Raw genomic sequence first — 24942 nt, 5'->3', positions numbered from 1 at the left:
CGAACATGCATGTCAGTACTGGAGGAAACGTGTACGCCACCGGTCACCCGGTCACCCTGATCAACCAAGTGGAGGCGGAGCGGATCGCCGTCGTCGACGGGGCCCACTCGTACAGCTACGGGCGGCTGCGCGCCGACGCCGAGGCGCTGTCCGCACAGCTCATCGCGACAGGATCCGGACGCGGCGACCTGATCGCCCTCCACGCCCGGCGCGGTTACGGGGCCGTGGTCGCCATGCTGGCGGTGCTGTCCGTCGAGGCCGGCTACGTGGTCGTGGACCCGAACCTTCCGCAGGTCCGCCGCGAGCGGATCCTGCGCACCGCCCGCCCGGTGCTGGAGCTGCACCCGTCGGACGGCTGCGCACAGTGGACCCAGACCCCCAGCGCCTTCGCCCCCGAGCCGGCCGCGTCCGGCGGGGTCACCCCCCGCCCGGCGGCGTACCTGGTTTTCACCTCGGGGAGTACCGGGGAGCCGAAGGGCGTCCGCGTCTCGCACGACTCACTGGCCTGGCACTCCCGCGCGGCCGGCGCCGTCTACACCCTGGACAGCGAGGACCGGGTGCTCCACTCGACCTCGCTGACCTTCGACGTCGCGGCCGAGGAGCTGTGGCCGACGCTCGCCCGCGGCGCGACCGTGGTGGTCCTGGCGAGCGCCCTCGGCGAGTACGACTACGACCGGTTCACCCGCTTCCTGACCGAGACGGAGGTAACGGTCGCCAACCTTCCGGCCTCCTACGTCGCGGGCTGGGCCCGCCAGTTGGCCGCTCAGCCGGCACCACCGCCGGCCCTGCGGCTCGTGGTGGCCGGCAGCGAGGTCGTGCAGCTGGAGACCGCGCGCACGTGGCTGCAAGGTTCGACCCGGCACATCGACCTGTTCAACGCCTACGGGGTCTCCGAGGCGACCGTCACCTCGATCGCCGGACGGCTCACCGAGGACGTCCTCGGTGAGGGCGGCACCGCACCGATCGGCGTGCCGCTGTCGGAGGTCACCGTCCGGGTCCTCGCCGAGAACGGCGCAGAGGCCGGGGCCGGGGACGTCGGTGAGTTGCTGATCGGCGGGCCCGGTGTCGCCGACGGCTACCAGGGTGACCCCGCGCTGACCGATGCGCGGTTCTCCACCACCGAGGACGGGACACGCTGGTACCGGACGGGCGATCTCGTCCGGCACCGGGACGGCGCCCTGGTCTTCGTCGGCCGGATGGACGAGCAGCTGAAGATCGGTGGTCACCGGATCGAGCCCGGCGAGATCGCCGCCGCGATCGTCGAGGTGTCCGCCGCCCAGGACGCCCGGGTGCTACGGATCGACGGCGAACTCACCGCCTGCACGCTGGGGTCGACCGGCCTGCTGCAGGGCGCACTCTGCGACGCGCTTGCCCAGCGCCTGCCCTCCTACATGCTGCCCACCGCCTTCCTCGCGTTGGAGAGCTTCCCGATGACCACCAGTGGGAAGGTCGACCAGACCGCCCTCCGTGCGCAGGCCGAAGCGACGTTGCGGGCACGGGCGGAAGCTACCGGGCAGGCTGAAGCGGCTGCGCGGAGCTCCGCCGACGAGCCCACCTTCGGTCTCGAAGCCCTGCTCGGCATCTGTCGCGACCTGCTCGGCCGTCCCGAACTCGATGGCACGGCGGACTTCTTCGAGGCCGGTGGTACCTCGCTTGCGGCAGCCCGGCTGGTGGCCGCGGTCTTCCGGCAGCACCAGCTGGTGGTACCGATCGACGCGGTCTTCGCCCACCCGCGCCTGGAGGCGCTGGCCCAGCACCTCACCGAGCTCTCCCGTGGCTGATCCCACACCCGCCCTGACCCAAGACCCACCACAAGGTGCAGCCATGACGACCGAAACACAGCTACCTGAAGCGGACTGTCCCGCCCTCGCCCTCCCGCCGCTGCGTCGAAACCTGAAGTTCCAGGCCTACTGGGCGGGCGCCACGGCCGGCGCCGTCGGAATGGGCATCAGCAACCTCGCGTTCCCGCTGCTGATCCTGGCGATGACCGGGTCCCCGGGCCAGGCTGCCGTCTTCAGCGCGCTCCAGGTCGGGACCCAGATGGCGCTCGGCATGCCCTCCGGCGCGCTGGCCGACCGGTTCAACCGCCGGACGCTGCTGATCACGGCCGAGGCACTCCGCTTCGGCATGATCGCGACCGTCGCCGTCGCGCTGAGCCTGGGCACGCCCACCATGGCGCACCTGTTCGCGGTGGCCGTCGGCCTGGGCGCCGCACAGGCTCTCGGCGCGCCCTCCCGAGCGCTGGTCCTGCGCTCCATCGTCCCCAAGGAACAGCTGACCCAGGCCCTCAGCCAGGACGAGGCACGGGTGAGCGTCGCCGGACTGCTCGGTCCGCTGCTCGCGGGCGCGCTGTTCGCCGTGGCCAGGACCGCCCCCTTCGTGCTGGCACTGGTGGGCTTCCTGGTCTCGCTCTGCACCGCCTCCGCGGTCCGGTTCGACGGCCGCCCGGCCGCCGGGACGGGCAAGGCGCGCGGTGGCGCCTTCCTCGGGCTCCGGGTGCTGTGGCAGAACCGCACCCTCCGGGCCGTCACCGCGGTCGCCGCCACGGTCAACCTCGCGGGCGCCGCCACCATCCTGATCACCGTGGTGACGCTCCAACAGCACCACTCCAGCACCGCGGTCGGCTTCGCGCTCGCGGGTGAGGCCGTCGGCGGGATCATCGGCGCCACCCTGATCAGTCGACTGCACACCCTGATGCAGCCGGGGAAGCTCCTGCTGACCGCCTGCTGGCTGTGCGTGCCGCTGCTCGCCGGGCTGGCCGTGCCGGCCGGCCCGATCTGGGTCTTCGCGCTGCTCCTCGCCGTGGCCACGGGGATGCCCGCCCTCATGGTCATGATCGACATCCTGGTCTTCCGCGCGGTGCCGGACGAGGTGCGCGGACGGGTCATCGCCGGCACCTTCATGGCCTTCTCGGTGGGCACCCCGCTGGGCAGTCTGCTCGCCGGCCTCCTGCTGGACACCTTCTCCCCGCAGACCGCCGTCCTCATCGTCTGCGCACTGCTCACCGTGCCACTGCTCGCGGCCTCGGCACAGCGCAGCCTGCGCGAGGCGGTCTGGCCCGCCGAGTGACAGCGACCGTCGCCCCTGCCATCACCCAGTAGCCCGCGATCGAACGAACGACAAGGACACGACGATGACCGAGAGCACGTTGACCGAGCCGGCGCAGGCGCCCACAGCTGCAGCGGTCGACGCCGTCGTGCTGGACTCCGCAGCCGCGTTGCTGGGAGTGCCCGTCCTCCTCACCGACAACTTCTTCGCACAGGGCGGGTCATCACTGATGGCCGCCCGGCTGGCGACCCAGCTCGGCAGCGGCCTGGGCGGTGTCGAGGTGTCGCTCGACGACATCTTCGAGGCCCCGGTGCTCGGGGAGCTGGCCGAGCGACTGCGGGAGCGGGTCGCGTCCGCGGCGCCGACCGCCCCGGAACCGGATGCAGCGGGCGACGCCGCTCCCCTGGCCGGCCCCGTCGAGGCGGCCGGGGGCGCGCCGAGCGGTGACCTCGCCGAGGAGCGGGCGGCCGGTCCGGTGCTCGCAGGGCAGCGCATTCCCCTGACGTACAGTCAGGAGCGCCGCCGGGAACGGGACGTCACGTCCACCGGTGCCCGCATACCGCACCACATCACCGAGGTCTTCGAGGTGTCCGGCGAGCTGGACACCGAGGCCCTGGGCCTGGCCTGCCACGACCTGGTGGACCGCCACCCCTCGCTGCGCGCCCTCTTCGCCTCCGACGACGCCGGGCACCACGCGAGCCTCGGTCGGCCGGACGAGCTGGACACGGACCGGCTCTTCCGGGTCGTGGCCGTGGACAGCGCCGACGCCGCCGACCGGGTCGTCAACGAGGACGCGACGCGCCTGTTCCAGCTCGACCGGGAGGTCAAGCTGAGGGTGACCGTCCTCCGGCTGCCGGACTCGACCATGCGCCTCGTCGTCACCGTCGAGCACCTGGTGTCCGACGGCGAGTCGTTCAGCATCCTGCTGGTCTCGCTGGCCGACGCCTATCGCGCACGCCTCGACGGCCGGGCCCCGGATCTCGGCGCCGCCCCCACCGGCAGCCTCAGTTGGGGCGAGACCGAACACCACATCCACACCGAGCGCCTGGCCACGAACCTGGCCTACTGGCGGGGCAACCTCGACCCGTTGGAGGCCCTTCCCGAGATGCGACTGCCGGGCATGCACGAGCCCACCGCACACCCGACCACGGCTGAGCAGGCACGTGAGGTGATCAGCAGCGACCTCGTCGAACGCCTCCGGGAGTGGTGCGCCGCACACGGCTGCACACTGTACGGCGGATTTCTGAGCGCACTCGCGCTCAGCTCGCTCGCGCACTCGGGGCGCAGCGTGATCGGCGTGGTCAGCCCCACCTCGGTCCGCCCGGCGGGATGGGACGGCGAGGTGGCCTGGTTCGCCACCTCGTCGATCTTCCGCTTCCGGATCAACTCCGAGCTGCCCACCTCCGCGGTGCTCCGCTCGGCCCGTACCTCGGTGCTCAGCGGTATGGCCCATGCCATGCCACTGCCGCTGCTGGTCAACGAACTTCAGCCGGGCCGCGACACCGAGCAGCTCTGGCGCCCCTGGCTCTACCTCGATGTCTCGGAGCATCCGGGCGGATCGTCGCTCAGCCTGGCCGGCGCGCGGGTGTCCGCAGCGGAGGCCGACCTCACCCCGGCCCTCCGCCCGGGCGTGGCGATCGGCATCACGGTCGAACCGGGCGCAACCTCCGTCCTGCTCCAGTACGAGGCCGAAGCATGGTCCGCACAGCACGCCCAGACCTTCGTACGGTCCCTCGTTTCGTCCGTCGAACTGCTGCTGAGCGACCTGCCGGTACTTGAGTGCGCCCGGGTGCTCCGAGCCCGCCATCACTTCCACATCTGAAGCTGCTTCGAACAGTGGGGTGGGCTCGGGTGCGTACCCGCCCATCCCACCGCACGCTGCGGGTCCGGGCCCCCGCCAGGTGGGTGCCGGGCGGCTGCGGCACAGCTTCATCGACGTGCCGCTGGAGGAGATCTCACGCCAGGTCAGACACTCCAGCACCGCTGCCGCCGAGGGGTGTACCGGAAGCAGATCCGGTCGGTGATCCGGACCGGCACCGTGGTGATGGACGAACTCTTCTGAGGCTCAGTCACTCAGTTGGACCCGCACAACGAAGCAGGGCCCTACCGGATCTCTCCGATAAGGCCCTGACCTCGTACTACTGGGTCGGGGTGGCGGGATTTGAACCCACGGCCTCTTCGTCCCGAACGAAGCGCGCTACCAAGCTGCGCCACACCCCGGTCCTGCTTCGTTGCTCTCCGTTCCCGGTGCAACGAGAAGAACTCTACCGGACGGGTGCCGAGACGCGAAATCCGGTTTGTCGGGGCGCTGAGCTGGGGGTCAGCGGCGAGGGGTGAGGGTGAGCAGGGTGGCTTCCGGGGGGCAGGCGAAGCGGACGGGGGTGTAGCGGTTGGTGCCGCAGCCGGCCGAGACGTGCAGGTAGGACTGGTGGCCGCCGGCCCGGTGGGCGGAGAGGCCCTTGACCCGGCGGGCGTCGAGGTCGCAGTTGGTGACCAGGGCGCCGTAGAAGGGGACGCAGAGCTGGCCGCCGTGGGTGTGCCCGGCCAGGATCAGGGGGTAGCGGTCGGCGGTGAAGGCGTCCAGCACCCGGAGGTAGGGGGCGTGCACCACGGCGATGGAGAGGTCGGCCTCGGGGGACGGGCCGCCGGTGACGGCGCTGTAGCGGTCACGGCGGATGTGCGGATCGTCCAGCCCGGTGAACTCGACGTCCAGACCGGCCAGCTTGAGCCGGCCGCGGGTGTTGGTGAGGTCGAGCCAGCCGGCCGCGTCGAAGCCGTCGCGGAGGTCCTCCCACGGGTTGTGGACGGCGCCGGTGATGCCGCGCCGGCCGGAGCCGTCGGGGTTGTTCAGGCCGTGCACGCCGCTCTTCAGGGCCTTGAGGTAGCGGGTGGGGCTCTTCGGGCTCGGGCCGTAGTAGTCGTTCGAGCCGAAGACGTACACGCCGGGGAAGTCGAGCAGCGGGCCGAGCGCGTCGAGGGTGGCCGGGATGCCGAGCGGGTCGGACAGGTTGTCGCCGGTGTTCACCACCAGGTCGGGGCGGAGGCCGGCCAGGCTCTGCAGCCAGCGCTGCTTCTTGGTCTGGCCGTTGACCATGTGGATGTCGGAGACCTGGAGCACTCGTACCGGTCGGGCACCCTTCGGCAGGATCGGTACCTCGACCCGGCGCAGCCGGAACGAGCGGACCTCGTACCCGGCGGAGTAGGCGAGGCAGGCGGCGCCGGCGGCGGCGATTCCGAGCGGGACGGAGTACAGAGGTCGCATCGGTCCATGATCTCAGCTCACCGGCGTTCGGATGTCAGGGATGTCAGGGACGTGAGGGGAGTGCCGGTCGATGCGCTCCGCGGCGGAGCAGGTCGGACCTTGTCGGACCTTGTCCGACCCGCCGGGCCGGGACGCGCTCGCGGAGGTCACGCGAGGAGTCACTCCAGCAGGACGCCGCCGGTCAACGGACCGACCGGATCCGACCCCGGGCCGACAAATGTCGCTATCTGACGTGCTCCGTCAAGAATTCGCGGAAGACGGGGCTTCGATTGTGGGCCAGCCGCGCTCCTTGGCGACCCGGCGAATTTCCGGATCGTCACCCAGTACGCGTGGATTGCCGACCGCGCAGAGCATTCCCGCGCTCTCCGGGTGATCACCGTAGCCGAAGCAGCGGGAGGCCGAGAGTTCCATTGTTGCCATGAGCCCGACAACAATGGCAAGTCGGCTGTTCGAGGCATTGGCCGTGGGGGAGTAATAGAGGACGACGTCGGCCGCTGCCCCTCTGTAGCCGTCCTGCGACGCTCCGTCAAAAATGGGTAGTAGAAGCACGACCAGGTCGCCCTCGGCCCGATGTCTCTGCATGGCTGCCCTGGCCGGATCGACCGAATCGCCCGCGCCGCCTCTGAGATCGAAGAATGCAGCCCTTCGGCTTGGCGGCACTGCCAATGTTCGTTTGCCGATCCCGCCTGTCACGCCGTGGCCCCCGCCGCTCGTTCCATTGGCTGACGGCCAATGGTCTCTCCCGAAAATAGCGCATTGGGTGATCGGTCAGCCACGGTGGATGACCAATATTTGCCGGGCCGGCCGGGAGGAGAAACACGTCCGATTGCCTGGAAATGCTCCCAGCGGGTCGTGATCACGACCATTGGGGGCATTCGCCGGAGGCCGGATCAAATGGGGGCGCGACGGTCGAAACAGGCCCTGATCCGACACTGGCGGGACTCCTCGGCCGACCAGGGCGGCGTCCTCGGAGCCTCGGTTAACTCAGGGATTGACAAGATTTGACAGCGCCTGTTGAATCTCGAAGGACAACGTTGCCGATGCGAGGCGAAGGAACGCGATGGCCGGGGGAGACAGTGACACGGTCGGGATCATCCTGGCCGGAGGCAGGGGTGAGCGGGCCAAACCGATCACCTTGGAAGCCACTGACTACATCCGCAGTAAGGCGCTGATCCCGTTCGCCGGGCGCCGACTCGTCGAGTGGGTGATCGACGCCTGCCGTGAGCAGGGCATCCGCCGGTTCTACGTGGTCGCGCAGGGGCTGGAGAACCGCAGCCAGGTCAAGCTCCTGCTCGGGCACGGCGAGCGGTACGGGGTCGAGGTCCGGTACTCGCGCTCCAGCTTCGACCGGTACAACGTCGGCTCCGGTGCGGCCACCCTGCACAACCTGGAGCAGTGGGACCTCACGGGTGAGGCGCTGGTCCTGCCGGTGGACTCGATCTTCGACTTCTCGCTGGCCGAGCTGCGGGCCACCCATCACGCCAACAACGCGCTGGTGACGGTGGCGGCCGTCGCCCGCAGCCCGCTCGAGGTGGCCGGCAAGTACGGGGCCGTGCAGACCGACTCCGACGGCCGGGTCTCCGGTTTCGTGGAGAAGCCGAACCTGGCCCAGGTGCACGAGTTCTTCCCCGGCATCAGCGGTGACAGCTGCGGGCTCATCCCGACCAACGCCGGGATGTACCTGATCGACTGCGGGCGGCTGCGGGCCGCCGCCCGGGAGCCGAAGCTGATGCGGCAGGCCCAGCAACGGCTGGACTGGGGCGGTGAGTTGCTGCCCTGGCTGGTCCGCAACGGCCACCCGGTGGCGGCGCATCACATCGCCCGGCTCGGCGACCTCGGCAACGTCGAGGACTACCTGGTCACGCTGCGGAACGTGCTGGCCGGCGACTACCCGCAGATGAACCAGCTGATGACGACGCCGCACAGTGAGCGCCCGCGGTTCTGGGTCCACAAGAGTTCGCTCGACACCCGGGACGACGTCACCGGCACCACGCTGGCCGACAAGCTCGCCAACGGCACGGTGCAGATCGGCGCGGGCGTCCGGATCGGCCGCCACGTCACCATCGGTGCCGACGTCCGGCTCGAGTACTCGGACATCGGGGACGGCGCGGAGGTTCGCGAGGGCGCCAGCCTGGTCGGCGCGTCCTGCGGCGACTCGGCGGTGATCGGCCCGTACGCGGAGATCAAGGACAGCTATGTCGGACCGATGGTGGAGATCCGCTCGGAGCGCGCGCAGCCGGTGCGGCTGGACGGTTTCTCGGCCGTGGGCGACGGTGCGTTCCTGTGGCCGGGGACGCGGCTGTCGGGGGTGAGCGTCTACCCCCGGCTGAAGGTCCCGGCGATGGCCAACCTGCCCTCCGGGACGGCGCTGACCAGCTCGGACGACATCCTGCGCTGGGTCTGAACAGGCCCGGGCGGGCAACCACCCGGAAGCCCGGGCGGACCACCGCCCGGAAGCCTGGGGGGCAACCACCCGACGAGCCCGGGAGAACAACCACCCGACGAGCCCGGCGGAGCGACCACCCGACATCCGGGCGGCGCGACCACCGACGGCCCGACCGGTGCGACAGGTCCGGCCGCAGGCACTTCCTGCGGCCGGTGAACGGACGGGGCAAGCCTTCGAGCGCAACGAGGAGGAACCGATGGACAGCCCGGTAGTGGTGGTCGGCGGTGCCGGCCGACTCGGCCGACTGATCGTGCAGCGCCTGCTGGACCGAGGTGAGAGCGTGCGTGCCATCGGCCGCACGGTGCAACTGGCGAGACGTCACCTGCCGCCCGGCGCGGTGTTCGTCCAGGGCGACGTTCGCCTGCCGGAGACCCTGGCCGGGCCGCTGGCCTGGTCGTCGGCGGTGGTGATCTCGGTCGAGCCGGGCACCGACGACCAGGGGCCGAACCGGCCCGAGGCGACCATGTACCTGGGCGTGCGCAACGTGCTGGAGGCGGCCACCGCCGCCGGGGCCCGCCCGCACGTGGTGCTGGTGAGCCAGTTGCACGCGACCCACCAGGGGCACCCGTTGAACGCGTACGGGCGGCTGCTGGAGTGGCGTCGGGCCGGCGAGGAGCTGCTGCGCGAGTCGGGGCTGCCGTACACGGTGGTCCGGCCCGGCTGGCTGATCGACGACCACGCGGTGGGCGAGCGGGTCCGGCTGGAGCAGGGCGACCGGGGCTTCGGTCAGGTCGACCGGCAGGACGTCGCGGACGCGGTCGTGCACGCCCTCTACTCCACCCCGGCGCGCGGTCTCACCTTCGAGCTCTTCAACGAGCCCGGCGCGCGGCTCACGGACTGGGAGCGGGCGTTCGCCTCGCTCGAACTGGACCGCGCCCCCGTGGCCTGAGCCGGACCTGAACCGGGTCCGAACCCGGCCTGAAACGGGCCGGCCGGAGCGCTCGGCCGGCCCGCTCCGCCGCTCGATCCTCCCCCGTCGCAGCGACAGAAATGACAGAGAAAATGACAAAGAGTCACACGCCCATGGGGGCGCCCCCGGGGTTGGCCGAGGCCGTGATCGGCCCCGGTCGTGCCCAGCCGCTGGGCGCCACCCTCGATGCCACCGGGGTCAACTTCTCGGTGTACTCCGAGCACGCCACCCGGGTCGAGCTCCTGCTCTTCGACCGGTACGACGCGCTGGCGCCCGGTCGGGTGATCCAACTCGACCCGGACCTGCACCGCAGCTACCACTTCTGGCACTGCCGGGTCGATGGCCTGACGGTGGGTCAGACCTACGCGTACCGGATGGACGGCCCGCACCACACGAAGGACTCCGGCAGCCGTTTCAACCCGCGCAAGGTGCTGCTCGACCCGTACGCCCGGGCCAACGTCAACTCCCTCTGGGAGCGGGTGCGGGCGATCGGCCCGGAGGACAACTGCGCGTACTCGATGCGCAGCATGGTCGTGGACCTGGACGGCTACGACTGGGAGGGCGACGAGCCGCTGCGCACTCCGCTGGCCGAATCGGTCATCTACGAGGTGCACGTCGGCGGCCTGACCGCCTCCCCGACGGCGGGCGTCACCCATCCCGGCACCTTCGCCGGCCTGGTGGAGAAGATCCCGTACCTGAAGGAACTCGGCGTCACCGCCGTGGAGTTGCTGCCGGTCTTCGACTTCGACGAGCGCCAGGTGCTGCGGACCGGCCCGAACGGGACGCCGCTGCACAACTACTGGGGCTACGACCCGTTCGGCTTCTTCGCCCCGCACACCGGGTACTGCTCGGACGCCTGCGAGTGCACGCACATCACCGAGTTCCGGGACATGGTCAAGGCGCTGCACCGGGCGGGGATCGAGGTCATCCTTGACGTGGTCTTCAACCACACCTCCGAGGGCAACGAGCACGGCCCGACCATCAGCTTCCGCGGCCAGGCGAACGAGACCTACTACCACCTGTGGCCGCAGGACCGCCGGCACTACATGGACTTCACCGGCTGCGGCAACGCGATCAACGCCAACCACCCGGCGGTGGCCAAGTTCATCATCGAGTGCCTCGAGTACTGGGTGACCGAGCACCACGTGGACGGTTTCCGCTTCGACCTCGCCTCCGAGCTGTCGCGCGGCGCCGAGGGGTACGAGATGGACGTGCCGCCGGTGCTCTGGGGCATCGAGCTGTCCGGCATCCTCTCCGAGACGAAGATCATCGCGGAGCCCTGGGACGGCGGCGGCCTCTACCAGGTCGGCCGGTTCCCGGGGAAGCGCTGGTCGCAGTGGAACGGGCCCTACCGGGACGACATCCGGCGGTTCGTGCGGGGCGACGGCGGCCTGGTCGGCGCGGTCGCCACCCGGATCGGCGGCTCCCGCGACCTGTTCAGCAAGAGTGGTGAACTGCCCACCAACAGCGTCAACTTCATCACCTGCCACGACGGGTTCACGCTGAACGACCTGGTCAGCTACAACGAGAAGCACAACCACGCCAACGGTGAGTCCAACGCGGACGGCGCGCACGAGAACTTCAGCTGGAACGGCGGGGTCGAGGGCCCGACCGACGCCCAGGACATCGAGCGGCTGAGGGTCCGTCAGATCAAGAACCACGTCGCGCTGCTGATGCTGAGCCGCGGGGTGCCGATGATCCTGGCCGGCGACGAGTTCCGGAACTCGCAGGACGGCAACAACAACGCCTACTGCCAGGGCAATCCGATCGCCTGGCTGGACTGGGAGCAGGCCGAGAAGAACACCGAGACCCGGCGGTTCTTCCAGGAGATGATCGCCTTCCGGAAGCGCACCGCCGCGGTCCGCGAGCCGCACTTCTTCTCCGGCCGCCGCAACGACCGGGACCTGCCGGACGTCACCTGGCACGGCACCAAGTTGGAGCAGCCGGGCTGGGAGGACACCGACGCCCGGGTGCTGGCGTTCACGCTGGCCGGCTTCGGCGGGGAGCCGGACCTGCACGTGATCCTCAACATGTTCCACCTCGGCCTCGACTTCGAGCTGCCGCGGATCGGCGGCCACCGCTGGGCCCGCACCGTCGACACGGCGCTGGAGGCACCCGCGGACGTCCTGACGGCCGGCTCGGAGGAGCCGGTGGCCGGCCACACCTACCACGCCCACGGTCGCAGCGTGGTCGTCCTGACCTCGCTGCCCCACGACGGAGGCTTCCACCGATGAGCGCACCCGAGACCCGCCGCACGTACTCCGACAGCATCGCCGGCTACGTGACGTCGTACGATCCCACCCGCGACCGCTTCGGCCTGCGCACCTCCGACGGACGCGAGTTCACCATCCACCTGGAGGGCTTCCTCGGCTCGCAGATCGTCCGCAACCTGGGCGACGAGTCGCGCGACACCTCCGGCGCCACCCGCGACATGCTCGCGGAGGGCCGCTACGTCTTCGTCCACGGCCTGTTCCACCAGTGGGACGGCGGCGAGCGGATCGAGGCCCGGCAGATCACCTTCCCGGAGGAGACCCGGGGCGCCTACGTCTTCGAGAAGCCCGACTGGTGGGTCCAACAGGCTTCCGAGATAGCGGACTTCTACCTGCGCGGGCACTTCCCCGACGGGGTGTACGACTGGCGCAACTTCCGGACCAAGCTGACGCTGAGCGGCACCCACCTGCCGGACTCGGCGGGTCAGGACGTGCGCCAGGAGACCGACACCATCTCCCGGCTGGTCTACGGGCTGGCCACCGCCTTCATGCTCACCGGGGAGCAGCGCTTCCTGGACGCGGCCGAGTCCGGCACCGACTACCTGCGCGAGCACATGCGGGTCAGCGACGACCGGGAGGGCATCGCCTACTGGTACCACGGCATCGACATCACGCCGGCCGGCCAGCGGAAGGTGTTCGCCTCCGAGTTCGGCGACGACTTCGACGCGATCCCGATGTACGAGCAGATCTACGCGCTGGCCGGGCCGACCCAGACCTACCGGATCACCGGTGACCCGCGGATCCTGAGCGACATCGACCGCACCGTCGAGCTGTTCCACCGGTACTTCAAGGACGACGAGCGCGGTGGCTTCTTCTCCCACCTCGACCCGATCACCATGGACCCTCGCTCCGACGCGCTCGGCCGCAACCGGGCCCGGAAGAACTGGAACTCGGTCGGCGACCACGCCCCGGCGTACCTGATCAACGCCTACCTGGCCACCGGCCGGGAGGACTTCGCTGCGCTGCTGGAGCAGACCGCCGACGACATCGCCCGGTACTTCCCGGACGAGCCGGCCAGCCCGTTCGTCCAGGAGCGGTTCCACGAGGACTGGACCCCGGACCGGACCTGGGGCTGGCAGCAGGACCGGGCCGTGGTCGGCCACAACCTGAAGATCGCCTGGAACCTGACCCGGATCCGGTCGCTGCGCGACAAGCCCGAGTACACCGCCCTCGCGGAGCGGATCGCCGAGATCATGCCGCCGGTCGGCAGCGACCAGCAGCGCGGCGGCTGGTACGACGTGGTCGAGCGCCGGGCGGACCCGGACAGCGGTGCGCACCGGCTGGTCTGGCACGACCGCAAGGCCTGGTGGCAGCAGGAGCAGTCGATCCTGGCGTACCTGATCCTGGCCGGGGTCTCCGGCGACCCGGAGCACAAGCGGCTGGGCCGGGAGGCGGCCGCGTTCTACAACGCCTTCTTCCTGGACTACGACGACGGTGGCGTCTACTTCAACGTGCTGGCCAACGGCATCCCGTACCTGCTCGGCACCGAGCGGCTCAAGGGCAGCCACTCGATGGCCGGTTACCACGCGCTGGAGCTGTGCTACCTGGCTGCCGCGTACACCAACCTGCTGATCACCTCCTCGCCGCTGACCCTGCACTTCCGGCCGCTGCCGGACTCGTTCCCCGGCCGGGTGCTGCGGGTCTCGCCGGACCTGCTGCCGGAGGGGTCGGTGCAGATCGACCGGGTGTGGATCGACGACCGGCCGTACCAGGACTTCGACCCGAAGCAGCTGACGGTCAACCTGCCGGCCTCCGACCAGCCGCTGCGGGTCCGGGTGGTGGTCGAGCCGGCCGACATGCGGTTGCGGATCAGGAGCGACTTCGACGGCCGGACCACCCACATCTTCCTGGAGGGCGTGGTCGACCTGGAGGAGCTGGAGAAGTTCCGCCGGGGGATGACCGAGGCCCTGTCGGTCGGGCCCGAGCGGGTGGAGTTCCACCTGTGCAAGGTGACCGGGATCGCCCGTCCGGCCATCAACGAGCTGCTGTTCCAGCGCACCAAGGTCGGCCTGGACGTGGACTTCGTGATCGTCGGTTCGGCGCTGGACGAGGTCACCCAGGCCCTGGTCGCCACCGACGCCTTCGTGCTCGACCCGGAGCACAGCTGCCCGCAGCACGCGTGACCCCGTAGCCCCGGTCCTCCCCTGCTGACCACGGCGCGGGGGAGGACCGGCCCCTTTTCCGAGACTCCTAAGGACTGTTGTGGCCACGATCGCACACCTCCGCGAAGCACCCGCCAGGGAGCGGCACGACGGGCTCTCCGACTACTGCCGGGAGCTGTTCGCCTGTTTCGCCAGGACCGACCAGCGGCGCTGGGGCGAGGTCTACCTGCGCGGACTGCTCCACGCCTCCGGCCGCCGGACCCCGGCCAACATCACCGAGCAGGTGCTCGGCCGACGGGTGGTGCAGCCGATCCAACAGTTCGTCAGCCAGTCCACCTGGGACTGCGACGGGGTGCGCAGGCACCTGGCCGAGCGGGTCAGCGCGCTGTCGGCGCCGCAGGCCTGGGCGTTCGACGAGGTCGCCTTCCAGAAGAACGGCACCCGCTCGGTCGGGGTGGCCCGGCAGTTCGTCCCGTCGGCCGGCCGCACGATGAACTGCCAGCTGGCGCTGGCGACTTCACTGGTCCACGCGGAGGGCAGCCTGCCGGTGAACTGGCGGCTGCTGCTGCCCCGGGAGTGGGACACCGACCAGGACCTGCGGGCCCAGGCGCACCTGCCGGAGGAGCAGCGCCACCGGTCCCGCGACGACTACCTGCTGGAGTCGTTGGACCAGATCCTGGAGTGGGACGTGCCCCGGGCGCCGGTGCTCGCCGACTGGTCGCACGGGCAGGACATCGAACCGCTGCTGTCCGGCCTGGAGCAGCGCGGCCTGTCCTACCTGATCGCGGTGGGCGTCGGCACGCAGCTGACCGTGCCCACCCCGCCCGGCCGGACCCCGGTCGGGCGGATGCCGGCCGGTGAGCTGGCCCGGGCGCTCGGCAACCGCAGCCCGGGGACGGTGCTCGGCTGGCAGGAGGGCACCGGCCGGGTCAGGCACTCCCGGTTCATGGCGACGGCGCTGCTCGGCGGTCCGGTCGTGCCGCCCACCCGGCTGTCCGGCATCCGGGGCCGGGCGCCCCGCAACCTGGTGGTGGAGTGGCCGTTCGGCCGGCCGCAGCCGCGGACCCAGTGGGTCACCAACCTGACCTCGGACCGGCTGACCGAGGTGGCCGCGCTCGCCGCCCTGCGGCACAGCTCGGGCACCGGCTGTGAGCGGCTGCAACGGCACTACGGGCTGGCCGACTTCGAGGGCCGGTCGTTCCGGGGCTGGCACCACCACGTCACCCTGGCCTCCGCCGCGCTGGGCTTCCACACGCTCCAGGAGCTGGAGTTCGCCCGGCGGCCCGAACTCCGTTCCGAGGTGGGCTGAACAGAACGGAGCCCGGGTGGCGGACCAGTGGTCCGGCACCCGGGCTCCGTCGTGTCCGGACGGGGCGTCAGACGTAGCGTCCGATCACGTGGGTGATCACGTCGTCCCGGATCAGGTACGCGTAGGTGAAGTGCTCGGTGATGGCACCGCCCCTGGCGGTGAAGACGTACTCCACGACGGTGCGGTCGCCCGCCGCCGTCACCGAGATCTCCCGGTAGTGGCCGCCGTCCTCCAGCACGTCGGGGCGGAGGAAGGAGTTGACGATCCGGTCCCGGCCGGCGAACTGCGCGCCGGCCCGGTCGAAGTGCGCGTCGGGGGCGTAGCTGGAGCTGACCCGGGCCAGGTCGCCCCGGTTGGCGGCGTCGGTGAACGCCCGGATCACCGTCAGGTCCTGCGGGCGGGCCGGGGTGCCGGTGGCGGTCGGCTCGGTGCCGGTGCCCGCCGGGGTGGTGCCCGCGGTGGCGGAGGCCGTGACCGCCGGTGCCGGACCGGCGGCGGTCCGCCCGGTGCTGCCGCAGGCGGTGGCGAGGGCGGCGACGGTCAGCAGCGCGGCGGCTGCCCGGCGGGCGTTCACCGGGCGCTCCGCACATGGAAGTTGAAGTCCCAGTGGCCGAGCGTGCCCCAGAGGCTGAGCCAGAGCGGCAGCACCTGCTCCAGGCCCCGGGCGCTGCCGATCCCGCCCAGGTCGATCACCCGGTCCGGTGGCCAGCCGAAGGCGGTCAGCAGCCCGACCGTCTCCTTCTTGGCGATCTCGTCCTCGCCGCACAGGAAGACGTCGTGCGGACCCGGCACCCGCTGTGGGTCGACCATCACCCCGGCGTTCATGGTGTTCAGGGTCTTCACCACCCGGGCGGCGGGGAAGGCCCGCTGGATCTGTTCGCCGAGGCTGTCGGTGTTGACCGGGTCCAGGGTGGGCGGCAGGCCCCGGGAGAAGTCCAGCGGGTTGGCGACGTCGATCAGCAGCTTGCCGGCCAGGTTCTCCGCCCCGGCGGCGGTCAGTGCGGCCAGACTGGCCGTTCCCATCGAGGCGTTGACCACCACCTCGGCGAACTCCGCGGCCGCCGCGAAGGTGGTGAGGCGGAGCTCCGGGTGGTCGACGAGCCAGTGGGCGAAGGGCGGGTTGCCGTACCCGTCGGGCTCGGTGCCGGCCAGGGTCCGTTCGACGTCCCTGGTACCGATCCTGACCTCGTGCCCGAGACCGGCCAGCCGGGCCGCGAGGGTCCGGCCGACGGTTCCGGTGCCGATGACTGCGTAACGCATGGTGGGGCCTCCTCCTGGAGGTGGTGGGCGACGGACGCGAGAAGGCCCCGGGCGGGTGCCCGGGGCCTTCTGGGGGTCAGACCTTGTAGCGGAGCTTCACGTCCTCGGCGAAGCCGAGGTAGTCGCGCAGCGGCCAGACCTGCTCGAACTCCAGGTACTCGCGCATCGGCAGCCGGCCGAGGGCGGTGCGGTCGAGCTCCTCGGCGTCGGGGGACTCGATGATCGCGATCACCCGCTTCTGCGCCGCGACCTTCCAGATCCCGACGCAGAAGCCGGAGTCCATGGTCTCCTTGGCGTGCTCGGCCTCCTCCTGCTCGACCTCCCACAGCTCCTCGAGCGTGATCCGGCCTTCGTGCTTCCACTTCATCTGGACGTAGAACAGCATGAGTTCTCCTGGGGGGATGGACGGGATCAGGCCGCCGGGTTCAGACGGACCGTCAGTTCATGCTCGGCGCCGAGGACTTCGGCCGCCAGGTCGTACGGGGTCTTGCCGTCGTGGCCGGTCAGATCGGTGCGGGCGCCGGCCTCGACGAGGATGGCGGCGCACTCCTCCCAGCCGTGCCAGAGCGCGTCGTGCAGCGGGGTGTAGCCGTTCGTCGCGCCCTGGAAGTCCAGGTCGATGCCGTCCTGGCGGACCAGGTCGGCGGTGATCGGGGCGTGGCCGTTGTAGACCGCCTTGTGCAGCGGGACCGCGCCGAAGCACGGCTCCACCGCGTTCACGTCCGCCCCGGCGGCCAGCAGCAGCCGGGCGATCTCCCGGTGGCCGTCCCGGGTGGCGACGTGCAGCGGGGTGTGGCCGTCGTTGAAGCCGTTCAGCCGGGGGGCCCGGGTGTCGACCTCGGCACCGGCCGCCAGCAGCGCCCGGACCTGCTCGACGTCGTCGGCCACCACGGCGGCCATCAGCTGCTGTTCGGCGACGCGCTCGGCGTCCTGGCTGCGGCGGTCCGCCAGCAGCTGCTCGGCCCGCAGCAGCAGATCCTTGCCCCGGGTGTTGACGTTGAGCTCGTACTCGAAGTGCTGGCGCAGCGAGAAGCCGTAGTGGGTGTACAGCTCCAGCCCGGCGCCCTGCTCCAGCAGGTACTCCACCAGGTCCGGGTACTTGAACCAGAGCGCGTCCATCAGCGGGGTGTGCCCGGTGGTGGGGACCACCGCGTCGACGAACGCCCCGGCCTCGACCAGCAGTCGGGCCACCGGCACGCTGCCGCTCTGGCACGCCTTGTGCAGCGCGGTGGCCCCGGCCCGGGCGTCCGCCGTCCGGGGGTCGGCACCGGCCGCCAGCAGCAGCCGGACCAGTGCCTCGTCGCCCCGGCCGGCCGCGATCAGCAGCGGGGTCAGGCCGCTGTCGGGGTCGGTCCGGTTAACGTCGGCCCGCTCGGCCTCGATCAGGTGGCCCGCGGTCTCGGCGTCACCGGCGCGGACGGCCTGGACGAGCCGCTCCTGACGGTCCGCCGTGAACGCCGCGACCTCGCCGTTCGGGTCGAAGTAGACCTTCCAGCGGACGATGGTGCCGTCCTCGCCGACCACGAAGCGGTGGGCGTCCTCGATCTCGAACTCCTGCAGGGTCCGGGTGTGCCGGCCCTTGGTGTACACCACGGCGAAGGCGGTGTCGCCCTCCGCCCGCAGGTCCCTGACCTCGTACTCGAGCACTTCGGTGGTCTCCGCGCGGATGCCGAAGGCCACCGCGACCGCCGCCGGGCCGATGTGCTTGCCCAGGTAGGGGATCACCCGGTTCCAGGTGTCCATCGGCAGTTCGAACTCGATGTCCTCGGCCAGGGTGGCGATGACGGTGTCCAGGTCTCCCCGGCCGAGTGCGTCGAACCACTGGGAGATGACCTCGTGCGTACGGGTGCTGTCCATCGGGAACGGTTCCAATCAGACGAGTCGGTGGATGAGCTGAACCGGCGTCAGCGGGCGGTCGCGGAGTCCGGCGCCAGGGCCTGGAACAGGTCGTCCCAGTCGGCCGGGGCGCTGCCGGGCGCGCCGTACATCTCGAAGGTCAGCGAGCGGGCGGACGGTAGGTAGAGCGCCTGCACGCAGGCGTCGGCGACGGCCTGACGGGAGATCTGGCCGTCCCCGGTGTCGCCCTGCTCCAGCCGGACGCCGCCGGTGCCGCCGCCGGTCAGCCAGCTGGGGCGGACCACCGTGTAGGGCAGGCCCGAGGAGCGGACGGCGTCCTCGCCGGCCAGCCGCCAGTCGAGCATCCGCCCGGTGGAGTTGATCGGGTGGTTGCTGCGGGTCACGTAGATCTGGCTGACCAGCACGATGTGCGGCTTCTCGCCGCCGGCGGTGGCGGCGTCCAGCACGTTGAGCACGCCGTCGTACATGGTCGCCTTCGGGCTGTTGGGCCCGCTGTCGGAGGTGCCGGGCTCCACGCTGACGACCACGGCGGAGCAGCCGGCCAGCGGGGCGCCGAGCGACTCCCGGTCCCGGACGTCGGCCCGGAAGGCCGCCACCGAGCCGCCCGGGCGGGCCCGTCGGCTCACCACCCGGACCTGCTCGCCGCGGCTCACCAGGCCGGCCACCACCAGGCGTCCGACCGAGCCGGCGCCACCGATCACCGCTACCGGGTTGTCCACAGACTTCTCCTTCGACGTGTCACCGGGCCGCTGGCTCCGGTGGATGTCACGGGGGCGGGCCGGTCCGATGCCGGCCCGCCGGGGGTCACGCGAACCGGCCGACGATCTCCACGACCGCACCGGCCCGGACGCGGTAGGTGTAGGCGAGGTCCTCGACCAGCCCGGTGGGGGTCTCGAACCGGTAGAAGACCGTCGGCCCGTCCTCGCCGTGGGCGATCCCGGTCTCCCGGTACTGCCCGGAGACCCGGACCACCCAGGGCACGAAGAACGAGCGGAGCACCTGGTCGCGGCCGTGCTGGACCGCTCCGGCCATGTCGATCCGGACGTCGGGGGCGAGCGCCGCCGTGAGGCCGGCCAGGTCGCCCCGGTTCGCGGCCGCGACGAACGCGCGGACCGTACTGAGCTCGTCCTGGTGCGCCATGGGTGCCCTCTCGGCTCGGAGCATAGTCAATCAACTTTGTCATTATTTGTCAATCAATATGTAAATGCAGCCCTGGCGGCCGCCCGATCGTGGGGGGCGGAGCGGCCGCCAGGAGGTGGTGCGCTCAGTGCTCGGCGGTGACCTTGGCGCGCTCGGCGCCCGCGCCGGTCGCGGCCGGTGCGGCCGCCGCCGGGCGCGGCTGCCGCAGGCCCTGGAAGCCGATCGCCAGACCGGTCAGCGAGAACAGGCCGGCGACCAGGAAGGCCCACCGGTAGCTGCTCACGTCGCCCGCGCCGCCACCGGCGGTGGCGGTCAGCACGGCGGCCAGCACCGCGACACCGACGCCGGCGCCGACCTGGTACGAGGCGGTGATCACGCCCGCCGCGACGCCCTGGCGCTCGTCCGCGACGCCGCTCACGCCGGCGATGTTGACGGTCGGGTAGACCAGGCCGTTGCCGATGCCGTGCAGGATGATGCCCGGCAGGATGGCCAGCGCGTAGCTGCTGTCGGTGCCGACGCCCAGGTAGAGCAGGACGCCCGTGGCCTGGATCAGCATGCCGATCGTGACGACCGCGCGGATGCCCCAGCGGCTGACCAGCGGACCCGCCGCGAACTTGGCCACGCCGACGATGACGATGCCCAGCGGCAGGAACGCGAAGGCGGTCTTCAGGGCGCTCCAGTGCAGCGCCTCCTGGAGGTACAGGGTGGCGATGAACTGCCAGCCGATGGTGGAGCCGGCCCACACCACGCTGACCAGGTTGGCGCTGCTCAGGGAGCGGGAACGGAACAGCGACAGCGGCACCAGCGGCGAGCTGTGCCGGCCCTCGATGACCACGAAGGCGATCAGCAGCAGCACCGCGCCGGCCAGCACGCCGATGGTCTCGACCGAGGCCCAGCCCCAGGCCGGCGCCTGCACCAGGCCGTAGACCAGCGCCATGATGCCCAGCGTCGCGGTGATCGCGCCGCCCAGGTCGAAGCTCTGCCGCGGCCCGCCGGTGCTGCGCGGGGCGTCGGCCTTGATCAGCGGGGCGGCGAGCAGGACCGCGATCGCGATCGCGCCGGGTGCGAAGAACACCAGGCGCCAGTCGATCTCGGTCAGCACGCCGGAGAGCACCAGGCCGAAGCTGTAGCCGCCGGCCCCGGTCATCGCGAAGACGCCGAGCGCGCGGTTGCGCTCCTCGCCCTCCCGGAAGGTGGTGGTGATCAGCGACATCGCGGCGGGCGCGGTGAAGCCGGCCGCCAGGCCCTTGAGCACCCGGGTGGCGATCAGCAGCGCGCCGGAGGTCAGGATCCCGCCCAGCAGGCTGGCGATGATGAACAGCACCGTCGCGGCGATGAACGTGCGCCGCCGACCCCAGACGTCCGCGACCCGGCCGCCGAGCAGCAGGAAGCCGCCGTAGCCCACGGTGTAGCCGGAGACCAGCCACTGCAGGGCCCCGTCCGACAGGCCGAGGCCGGTCTTGATGCTCGGCAGCGAGACGCCGAGCAGGGAGATGTCGAGCGCGTCCAGGAAGACGGCGCCGCACAGGATCAGCAGGGAGAGCTGCTTCCTGCGCGCGGAGATTTCCCCCGCGTCGGTCGATGAGCGAGCGATGGTCGTCATGACGTGTCTGACTCCTCGGAAGTGTCGGTCGGTGGGGACGGGGGAGGCGCCGGGAAAATCTGCGCTCCAACAGAAAACTCCCTCAGTCAATTCTTGTCAATCGCACAGTCAATCACCTAGGCTGCGGCTGTCACTGGAAGCATCGGACGCACCACGGAGGATCTATGACCACCGTCCAGGCGAGTCGGGTCACCCAGCACGTCACGGGAGTGTCGAGCTGTCTGGTGGTGGCCGACATCGACCGCGCCGTCGACTGGTACCGGCGGGTGCTCGGGCTGGAGCTGGTCAGCCGGCTGGACATGCCCGAGCGCGGCGAACGGGTCGCGTTCCTCGGCGCCGACGGGCTGCGCCTGGAACTGGCCGAGCGGGCCGGTTCGGCCGGGCTGCGGCGGGCCGACCCGCCCGAGCACGGCTACGTCCAGGGGCCCAGCCACGTCGCCTTCTACGTCGACGACCTGACCGCGGTGCTGGCCCTGCTGGAGCTGCGCGCCGTCCCCGTCACGGTCGGACCGGTCGAGGTCGCCCCGCTGGGCATCAGCGTGGCCTTCGTCCGGGACCTGGAGGACAACCTGCTCGAGTTCGTCCAGGTCACCGGCGGGCGCTGACCCCTCGGGTCCTGGAGAAGGGAGGCACTGGTGTCGTCATCGCACACCGCACTCGTCACCGGAGCCAACCGGGGGATCGGGCTGGCGGTCTGCCGCCTGCTCGCGGACTCCGGGCTGGACGTGGTCCTCGGCTCGCGCGACCTCGAACGAGGGCGCCGGGCGGCCGCGGGCATCAAAGGCCCGGTCCGGGCAGAGCAGTTGGACGTCGCGGACCCGGACAGCGTCCGGGCCTGTGCCGACCGGCTGGCCGAGGCCGGGACCGTGGTCGACGTCCTGGTCAACAACGCCGGGATCTACCCGACCGAGCCGTTCTTCGCGGTCTCCGAGCAGGTCCTGGCCGATTCGCTCCAGGTCAACCTGCTCGGCGCGTTCCGCACCTGCCAGGCCTTCGTGCCGGGGATGGTCGAACGCGGGTACGGACGGGTCGTCAACGTCTCGTCCACCGGCGGCCAGTTGACCCGGGGCGGACCCAACCCGCCGGCCTACGGCATCGCCAAGGCGGCCCTGAACGCGCTGACGCTGGTGGTCGCGAACTCCGTGCCGGACCACGTCAAGGTCAACGCCATGTGCCCCGGCTGGGTGCGCACCGACATGGGCGGTCGCGGGGCGCCGCTGACGCCGGATCAGGGAGCCGACACCGCCGTGTGGTTGGCCACGCTGACCGAGCACGGACCGACCGGCAAGTTCTTCCAGGACCGGAGAGTGATCGCATGGTGATGGAGACCGTTCCACCGGAGGACGACGAGAGCATCCTCGCCGCCCCGGTGATGTCCACCGCACGCCTGGAGGCTTTCAGCGACGGCGTGTTCGCGATCGCCATCACGCTGCTGATCCTGGAGATCCACGTACCGGACCCGGCGACCTTCCGGGACGGCCTCGGGCTGGCGCTGGCGCACCTGTGGCCGTCCTACCTGGCGTACTCGATCACCTTCCTGCTGATCGGGATGATCTGGCTCAACCACCACCTGATGTTCCACTACATCATCAGGATCAACCGCACCCTGATGATCCTGAACCTGCTGCTGCTGCTCTCGGTCTCCTTCCTGCCGTTCCCGACCGCGGTCCTGGCGGACGCGGTCACCGAGGGCGAGGGCGAGAAGGTCGCGGCGGCGTTCTACGGCATCGTGCTGATCCTGGGCGGGGTCTTCTTCAACGCCATCTGGATCTACGCCTCGCGCAGCCACCAGCACCTGGGGGAGCACATCTCCCCGACCCAGGCCCGGCGGATCCGGGCCAGGTTCGGGGTCGGGCCGTTCCTCTACCTGGTCGCGGTGCTGCTCTCGTGGGTCAGCGCGACGGTCAGCATCTGCTTCTACGTCGTCCTGCTGCTGTCCTACTTCATCGACGTCAGCCCGAAGCCCGCCGAGGTGGCGCAGTCCGCCGAGGCACCGCGGCCCGTCGGGCCGCCCGGGCCGGGCGCGTTCACCACCATCGCGAACAAGGAGTCCTGACATGCCGGAGACCATGCGCGCCGTCCGCCAGCACAGTTTCGGCGGCCCCGAGGTGTTGCGGCTCGACGAGGGTGTCCCGCGCCCCGAGCCGCTCTGGACCGAGGTGCTGGTCCGGGTGCACGCGGCCGGCGTCAACCCGGTCGACTGCAAGACCCGTGCGGGCAGCGGCATTTCGCCGTCCCAGGGTGAACTTCCGATCACCATCGGCTGGGACGTCTCCGGCGTGGTCGAGTCGGTCGGCTCGGGCGTCACCCGGTTCGTGCCGGGCGACGAGGTGTACGGGATGGTCAACTTCCCCCGGATCGGCGGCACTTACGCGGAGTACGTGACGGTCGACTCCCGTCAGCTGGCCTTCAAGCCGGCCGCGCTGACCCATGTGGAGGCGGCCGGTGTGCCGCTGGTCGCGCTGACCGCCTGGCAGAGCCTGGTCAGCGTCGGCCGGACCGGCCCGGGCACCCGGGTCCTGGTGCACGGCGCGGCCGGCGGCCTGGGCCACCTCGCGGTGCAGATCGCCCGCGCCCGGGGGGCCTACGTCTGCGGCACGGCCGGCACCCAGCAGCTGGAGCTGGTGAAGAGCCTGGGCATCGACGAGGCGTACGACTACACCAAGGTGCGCTTCGAGGAACTCGCGCACGACATCGACGTCGTGGTCGACACGGTGGCCGGGGAGAACGGGCTGCGCTCGCTGAAGGTGATGCGGACCGGCGGCGTGCTGGTGTCGCTCCCGGTGCCGCCGGACCCCGAGACGGTCGCCGAGGCCGCCCGGCGCGGGCTGCGCGCCGTGTCGCTGACCGTCGAGGGCGACCGGAAGGACCTCGAGGACATCACCGCGCTGATCGACGCGGGCGCCCTGCGCCCGGTGATCGGCGACGTGCTGCCGCTCGAACGTGCCGACAAGGCCCATGAGTTGATCGAGACCGGCCAGGCCAGGGGCAAGGTCGTCCTGCAGGTCGTCTGACCGCCGCCCGCTCCCGGAGGAGCGCACATCCCGTCAGGAATGAGGAACCATCCATGCCCATCATCAGGGTCAGTCTCATCGAAGGCTTCGCCAGCATGGCGGAGAAGGCGCAGATCACCACCGAGATGACCGACGCGCTGGTCGCGGTCATGGGCGAGGTGGCCAGGCCCTTCGTCTACGTCACGGTGGACGACATGAAGCCCGGCGCCACCTCGGTCGGCGGCAACCTGCTGACCGAGGAGATGATGCGTGGCGGCATCGTCAGCTCCGAGCAGGAGCTCGCGGTCAAGGTCACCCCGCGCCGGGTCAAGGACGCCTACGCGGCCCTCGACAGCGGTGACCTCGCCACCATCGTGCAGTACTGGGACAAGGACCTCACCTGGTCCGTCCCCGGCAGCAACGCGCTGTCCGGCCGCTACCAGGGGCTCGAAGCCTTCCTCAAGTACGTGGCGGCCCGCCGGGAGCTGTCCGGCGGCTCCTTCCGGTCGGAGGAGGAGCAGATCATGATCGACGGTCACCTCACCGCCTACCTCTGCCGGGAGTCGGCCATCCGCTCCGACGCGGAGTGCTCCTGCGCCCTCGCGGCGGACGTCGTCCAGTTGCTGCACTGGGAGAACGGCAAGGTCGTCTCCGGCCAGGAGGCCTTCTTCGGCGACGGCGCCACCGGCAGCGACGCGTTCTGGCGCTGACGCCACCCCCGCTCCACCCGTTACCAAGGAGA

General features: G+C 71.0%; 22 protein-coding genes and 1 tRNA gene. 13 read left to right on the top strand and 10 right to left on the bottom strand.

All coding sequences use genetic code 11. The features are described 5' to 3' along the window. Window positions 1-5 precede the first annotated feature (5 nt). From OHV05_RS16400 to OHV05_RS16390, 3 genes are all read left to right on the top strand, one after another. Window positions 6-1781: an amino acid adenylation domain-containing protein gene (locus tag OHV05_RS16400; protein ID WP_405018338.1), complete on the top strand. Its 1776-nt coding sequence runs from the start codon at window positions 6-8 to the stop codon at window positions 1779-1781. Window positions 1782-1824: 43 nt separating this feature from the next. Continuing rightward, a complete protein-coding gene (locus tag OHV05_RS16395) occupies window positions 1825-3069 on the top strand; it encodes an MFS transporter (RefSeq protein WP_405018337.1) in 1245 nt (414 codons plus the stop codon). 64 nt (window positions 3070-3133) lie between these two features. Beyond that, a complete protein-coding gene (locus OHV05_RS16390; protein WP_405018336.1) occupies window positions 3134-4870 on the top strand; it encodes a condensation domain-containing protein in 1737 nt (578 codons plus the stop codon). 324 nt (window positions 4871-5194) lie between these two features. Here OHV05_RS16390 and OHV05_RS16385 read toward each other — a convergent pair. From OHV05_RS16385 to OHV05_RS16375, 3 genes are all read right to left on the bottom strand, one after another. Continuing rightward, window positions 5195-5268 (bottom strand) — tRNA-Pro (locus OHV05_RS16385). Window positions 5269-5368: 100 nt separating this feature from the next. After that, entirely contained in the window at window positions 5369-6310 is a 942-nt protein-coding gene (locus OHV05_RS16380) for a metallophosphoesterase (RefSeq protein WP_403042960.1), read from the bottom strand. A gap of 240 nt (window positions 6311-6550) precedes the next feature. Further along, window positions 6551-7003 (bottom strand): hypothetical protein, encoded by a 453-nt coding sequence (locus OHV05_RS16375; protein ID WP_405018335.1) that lies wholly within the window; start codon window positions 7001-7003, stop codon window positions 6551-6553. A gap of 367 nt (window positions 7004-7370) precedes the next feature. Here OHV05_RS16375 and OHV05_RS16370 point away from each other — a divergent pair, with 367 nt between their 5' ends. From OHV05_RS16370 to OHV05_RS16350, 5 genes are all read left to right on the top strand, one after another. Beyond that, the gene (locus tag OHV05_RS16370; RefSeq protein WP_405018334.1) at window positions 7371-8714 is read left to right on the top strand and encodes a sugar phosphate nucleotidyltransferase; all 1344 of its coding nucleotides are present in this window, start codon (window positions 7371-7373) and stop codon (window positions 8712-8714) included. A 238-nt stretch (window positions 8715-8952) separates the two neighbouring features. Further along, window positions 8953-9645 (top strand): SDR family oxidoreductase, encoded by a 693-nt coding sequence (locus OHV05_RS16365; RefSeq protein WP_403042954.1) that lies wholly within the window; start codon window positions 8953-8955, stop codon window positions 9643-9645. Window positions 9646-9779: 134 nt separating this feature from the next. Beyond that, window positions 9780-11900, top strand: a complete 2121-nt coding sequence (gene glgX, locus OHV05_RS16360; protein WP_405018333.1) for a glycogen debranching protein GlgX — start codon at window positions 9780-9782, stop codon at window positions 11898-11900. Then, window positions 11897-14059 carry an AGE family epimerase/isomerase gene (locus OHV05_RS16355; protein WP_405018332.1) on the top strand — a complete coding sequence of 721 codons (2163 nt, stop codon included), beginning with the start codon at window positions 11897-11899 and terminating at the stop codon, window positions 14057-14059. Before glgX ends, OHV05_RS16355 begins: the two co-directional genes overlap by 4 nt. A gap of 79 nt (window positions 14060-14138) precedes the next feature. Then, on the top strand, window positions 14139-15347 hold the full coding sequence (locus OHV05_RS16350; RefSeq protein WP_405018331.1) for an IS701 family transposase: 1209 nt from the start codon (window positions 14139-14141) through the stop codon (window positions 15345-15347). 67 nt (window positions 15348-15414) lie between these two features. On the opposite strand, the gene OHV05_RS16345 is transcribed toward OHV05_RS16350, so the two are convergent. The 7 genes from OHV05_RS16345 to OHV05_RS16315 form a co-directional block, all read right to left on the bottom strand. Then, complete coding sequence (locus OHV05_RS16345; RefSeq protein ID WP_405018330.1) at window positions 15415-15921, bottom strand: nuclear transport factor 2 family protein; 507 nt, start codon at window positions 15919-15921, stop codon at window positions 15415-15417. Further along, window positions 15918-16607, bottom strand: a complete 690-nt coding sequence (locus OHV05_RS16340; protein ID WP_405018329.1) for an NADPH-dependent F420 reductase — start codon at window positions 16605-16607, stop codon at window positions 15918-15920. The genes OHV05_RS16345 and OHV05_RS16340 overlap by 4 nt, the downstream gene beginning before the upstream one ends. Before the next feature lie 76 nt (window positions 16608-16683). Next, on the bottom strand, window positions 16684-16992 hold the full coding sequence (locus tag OHV05_RS16335) for a muconolactone Delta-isomerase family protein (RefSeq protein WP_403042940.1): 309 nt from the start codon (window positions 16990-16992) through the stop codon (window positions 16684-16686). 26 nt (window positions 16993-17018) lie between these two features. Continuing rightward, window positions 17019-18464, bottom strand: a complete 1446-nt coding sequence (locus OHV05_RS16330; RefSeq protein ID WP_405018328.1) for an ankyrin repeat domain-containing protein — start codon at window positions 18462-18464, stop codon at window positions 17019-17021. A gap of 47 nt (window positions 18465-18511) precedes the next feature. Then, entirely contained in the window at window positions 18512-19183 is a 672-nt protein-coding gene (locus tag OHV05_RS16325) for an NAD(P)H-binding protein (RefSeq protein WP_405018327.1), read from the bottom strand. A gap of 85 nt (window positions 19184-19268) precedes the next feature. Next, window positions 19269-19604, bottom strand: coding sequence for a nuclear transport factor 2 family protein (locus OHV05_RS16320; RefSeq protein WP_405018326.1), 336 nt, complete (start codon window positions 19602-19604; stop codon window positions 19269-19271). A 124-nt stretch (window positions 19605-19728) separates the two neighbouring features. Beyond that, window positions 19729-21207, bottom strand: a complete 1479-nt coding sequence (locus tag OHV05_RS16315; protein ID WP_405018325.1) for an MFS transporter — start codon at window positions 21205-21207, stop codon at window positions 19729-19731. 164 nt (window positions 21208-21371) lie between these two features. On the opposite strand from OHV05_RS16315, the gene OHV05_RS16310 reads away from it, so the two are divergent. From OHV05_RS16310 to OHV05_RS16290, 5 genes are read left to right on the top strand one after another with little or no spacing between them, the layout of a single operon-like run. Next, on the top strand, window positions 21372-21812 hold the full coding sequence (locus tag OHV05_RS16310) for a VOC family protein (RefSeq protein WP_405018324.1): 441 nt from the start codon (window positions 21372-21374) through the stop codon (window positions 21810-21812). A 30-nt stretch (window positions 21813-21842) separates the two neighbouring features. Then, window positions 21843-22529, top strand: a complete 687-nt coding sequence (locus OHV05_RS16305) for an SDR family oxidoreductase (protein ID WP_405018323.1) — start codon at window positions 21843-21845, stop codon at window positions 22527-22529. Further along, the gene (locus OHV05_RS16300) at window positions 22523-23263 is read left to right on the top strand and encodes a TMEM175 family protein (protein ID WP_405018322.1); all 741 of its coding nucleotides are present in this window, start codon (window positions 22523-22525) and stop codon (window positions 23261-23263) included. The genes OHV05_RS16305 and OHV05_RS16300 overlap by 7 nt, the downstream gene beginning before the upstream one ends. Before the next feature lies 1 nt (window position 23264). Continuing rightward, entirely contained in the window at window positions 23265-24221 is a 957-nt protein-coding gene (locus tag OHV05_RS16295; protein ID WP_405018321.1) for an NADP-dependent oxidoreductase, read from the top strand. Between the two features lie 53 nt (window positions 24222-24274). Continuing rightward, the gene (locus tag OHV05_RS16290) at window positions 24275-24910 is read left to right on the top strand and encodes a nuclear transport factor 2 family protein (RefSeq protein WP_405018320.1); all 636 of its coding nucleotides are present in this window, start codon (window positions 24275-24277) and stop codon (window positions 24908-24910) included. Window positions 24911-24942: the final 32 nt, after the last annotated feature.

The organism is Kitasatospora sp. NBC_00070 (genome assembly GCF_045041205.1).
Classification (GTDB): Bacteria; Actinomycetota; Actinomycetes; order Streptomycetales; family Streptomycetaceae; genus Kitasatospora.
The sequence above is the reverse complement of the archived record's forward strand: the minus strand, read 5'-3'. Positions and strand labels throughout refer to the sequence as shown.

Coding starts and splice junctions, on each gene's coding strand:
- OHV05_RS16370 (WP_405018334.1), top strand. CDS start 7,371: ATGGCCGGGGGAGACAGTGACACGGTCGGGATCATCCTGGCCGGAGGC.
- OHV05_RS16335 (WP_403042940.1), bottom strand. CDS start 16,992: ATGCTGTTCTACGTCCAGATGAAGTGGAAGCACGAAGGCCGGATCACG.
- OHV05_RS16290 (WP_405018320.1), top strand. CDS start 24,275: ATGCCCATCATCAGGGTCAGTCTCATCGAAGGCTTCGCCAGCATGGCG.
- OHV05_RS16390 (WP_405018336.1), top strand. CDS start 3,134: ATGACCGAGAGCACGTTGACCGAGCCGGCGCAGGCGCCCACAGCTGCA.
- OHV05_RS16400 (WP_405018338.1), top strand. CDS start 6: ATGCATGTCAGTACTGGAGGAAACGTGTACGCCACCGGTCACCCGGTC.
- OHV05_RS16300 (WP_405018322.1), top strand. CDS start 22,523: ATGGTGATGGAGACCGTTCCACCGGAGGACGACGAGAGCATCCTCGCC.
- OHV05_RS16295 (WP_405018321.1), top strand. CDS start 23,265: ATGCCGGAGACCATGCGCGCCGTCCGCCAGCACAGTTTCGGCGGCCCC.
- OHV05_RS16310 (WP_405018324.1), top strand. CDS start 21,372: ATGACCACCGTCCAGGCGAGTCGGGTCACCCAGCACGTCACGGGAGTG.
- OHV05_RS16380 (WP_403042960.1), bottom strand. CDS start 6,310: ATGCGACCTCTGTACTCCGTCCCGCTCGGAATCGCCGCCGCCGGCGCC.
- OHV05_RS16365 (WP_403042954.1), top strand. CDS start 8,953: ATGGACAGCCCGGTAGTGGTGGTCGGCGGTGCCGGCCGACTCGGCCGA.
- OHV05_RS16330 (WP_405018328.1), bottom strand. CDS start 18,464: ATGGACAGCACCCGTACGCACGAGGTCATCTCCCAGTGGTTCGACGCA.
- OHV05_RS16315 (WP_405018325.1), bottom strand. CDS start 21,207: ATGACGACCATCGCTCGCTCATCGACCGACGCGGGGGAAATCTCCGCG.
- glgX (WP_405018333.1), top strand. CDS start 9,780: ATGGGGGCGCCCCCGGGGTTGGCCGAGGCCGTGATCGGCCCCGGTCGT.
- OHV05_RS16355 (WP_405018332.1), top strand. CDS start 11,897: ATGAGCGCACCCGAGACCCGCCGCACGTACTCCGACAGCATCGCCGGC.
- OHV05_RS16340 (WP_405018329.1), bottom strand. CDS start 16,607: ATGCGTTACGCAGTCATCGGCACCGGAACCGTCGGCCGGACCCTCGCG.
- OHV05_RS16395 (WP_405018337.1), top strand. CDS start 1,825: ATGACGACCGAAACACAGCTACCTGAAGCGGACTGTCCCGCCCTCGCC.
- OHV05_RS16320 (WP_405018326.1), bottom strand. CDS start 19,604: ATGGCGCACCAGGACGAGCTCAGTACGGTCCGCGCGTTCGTCGCGGCC.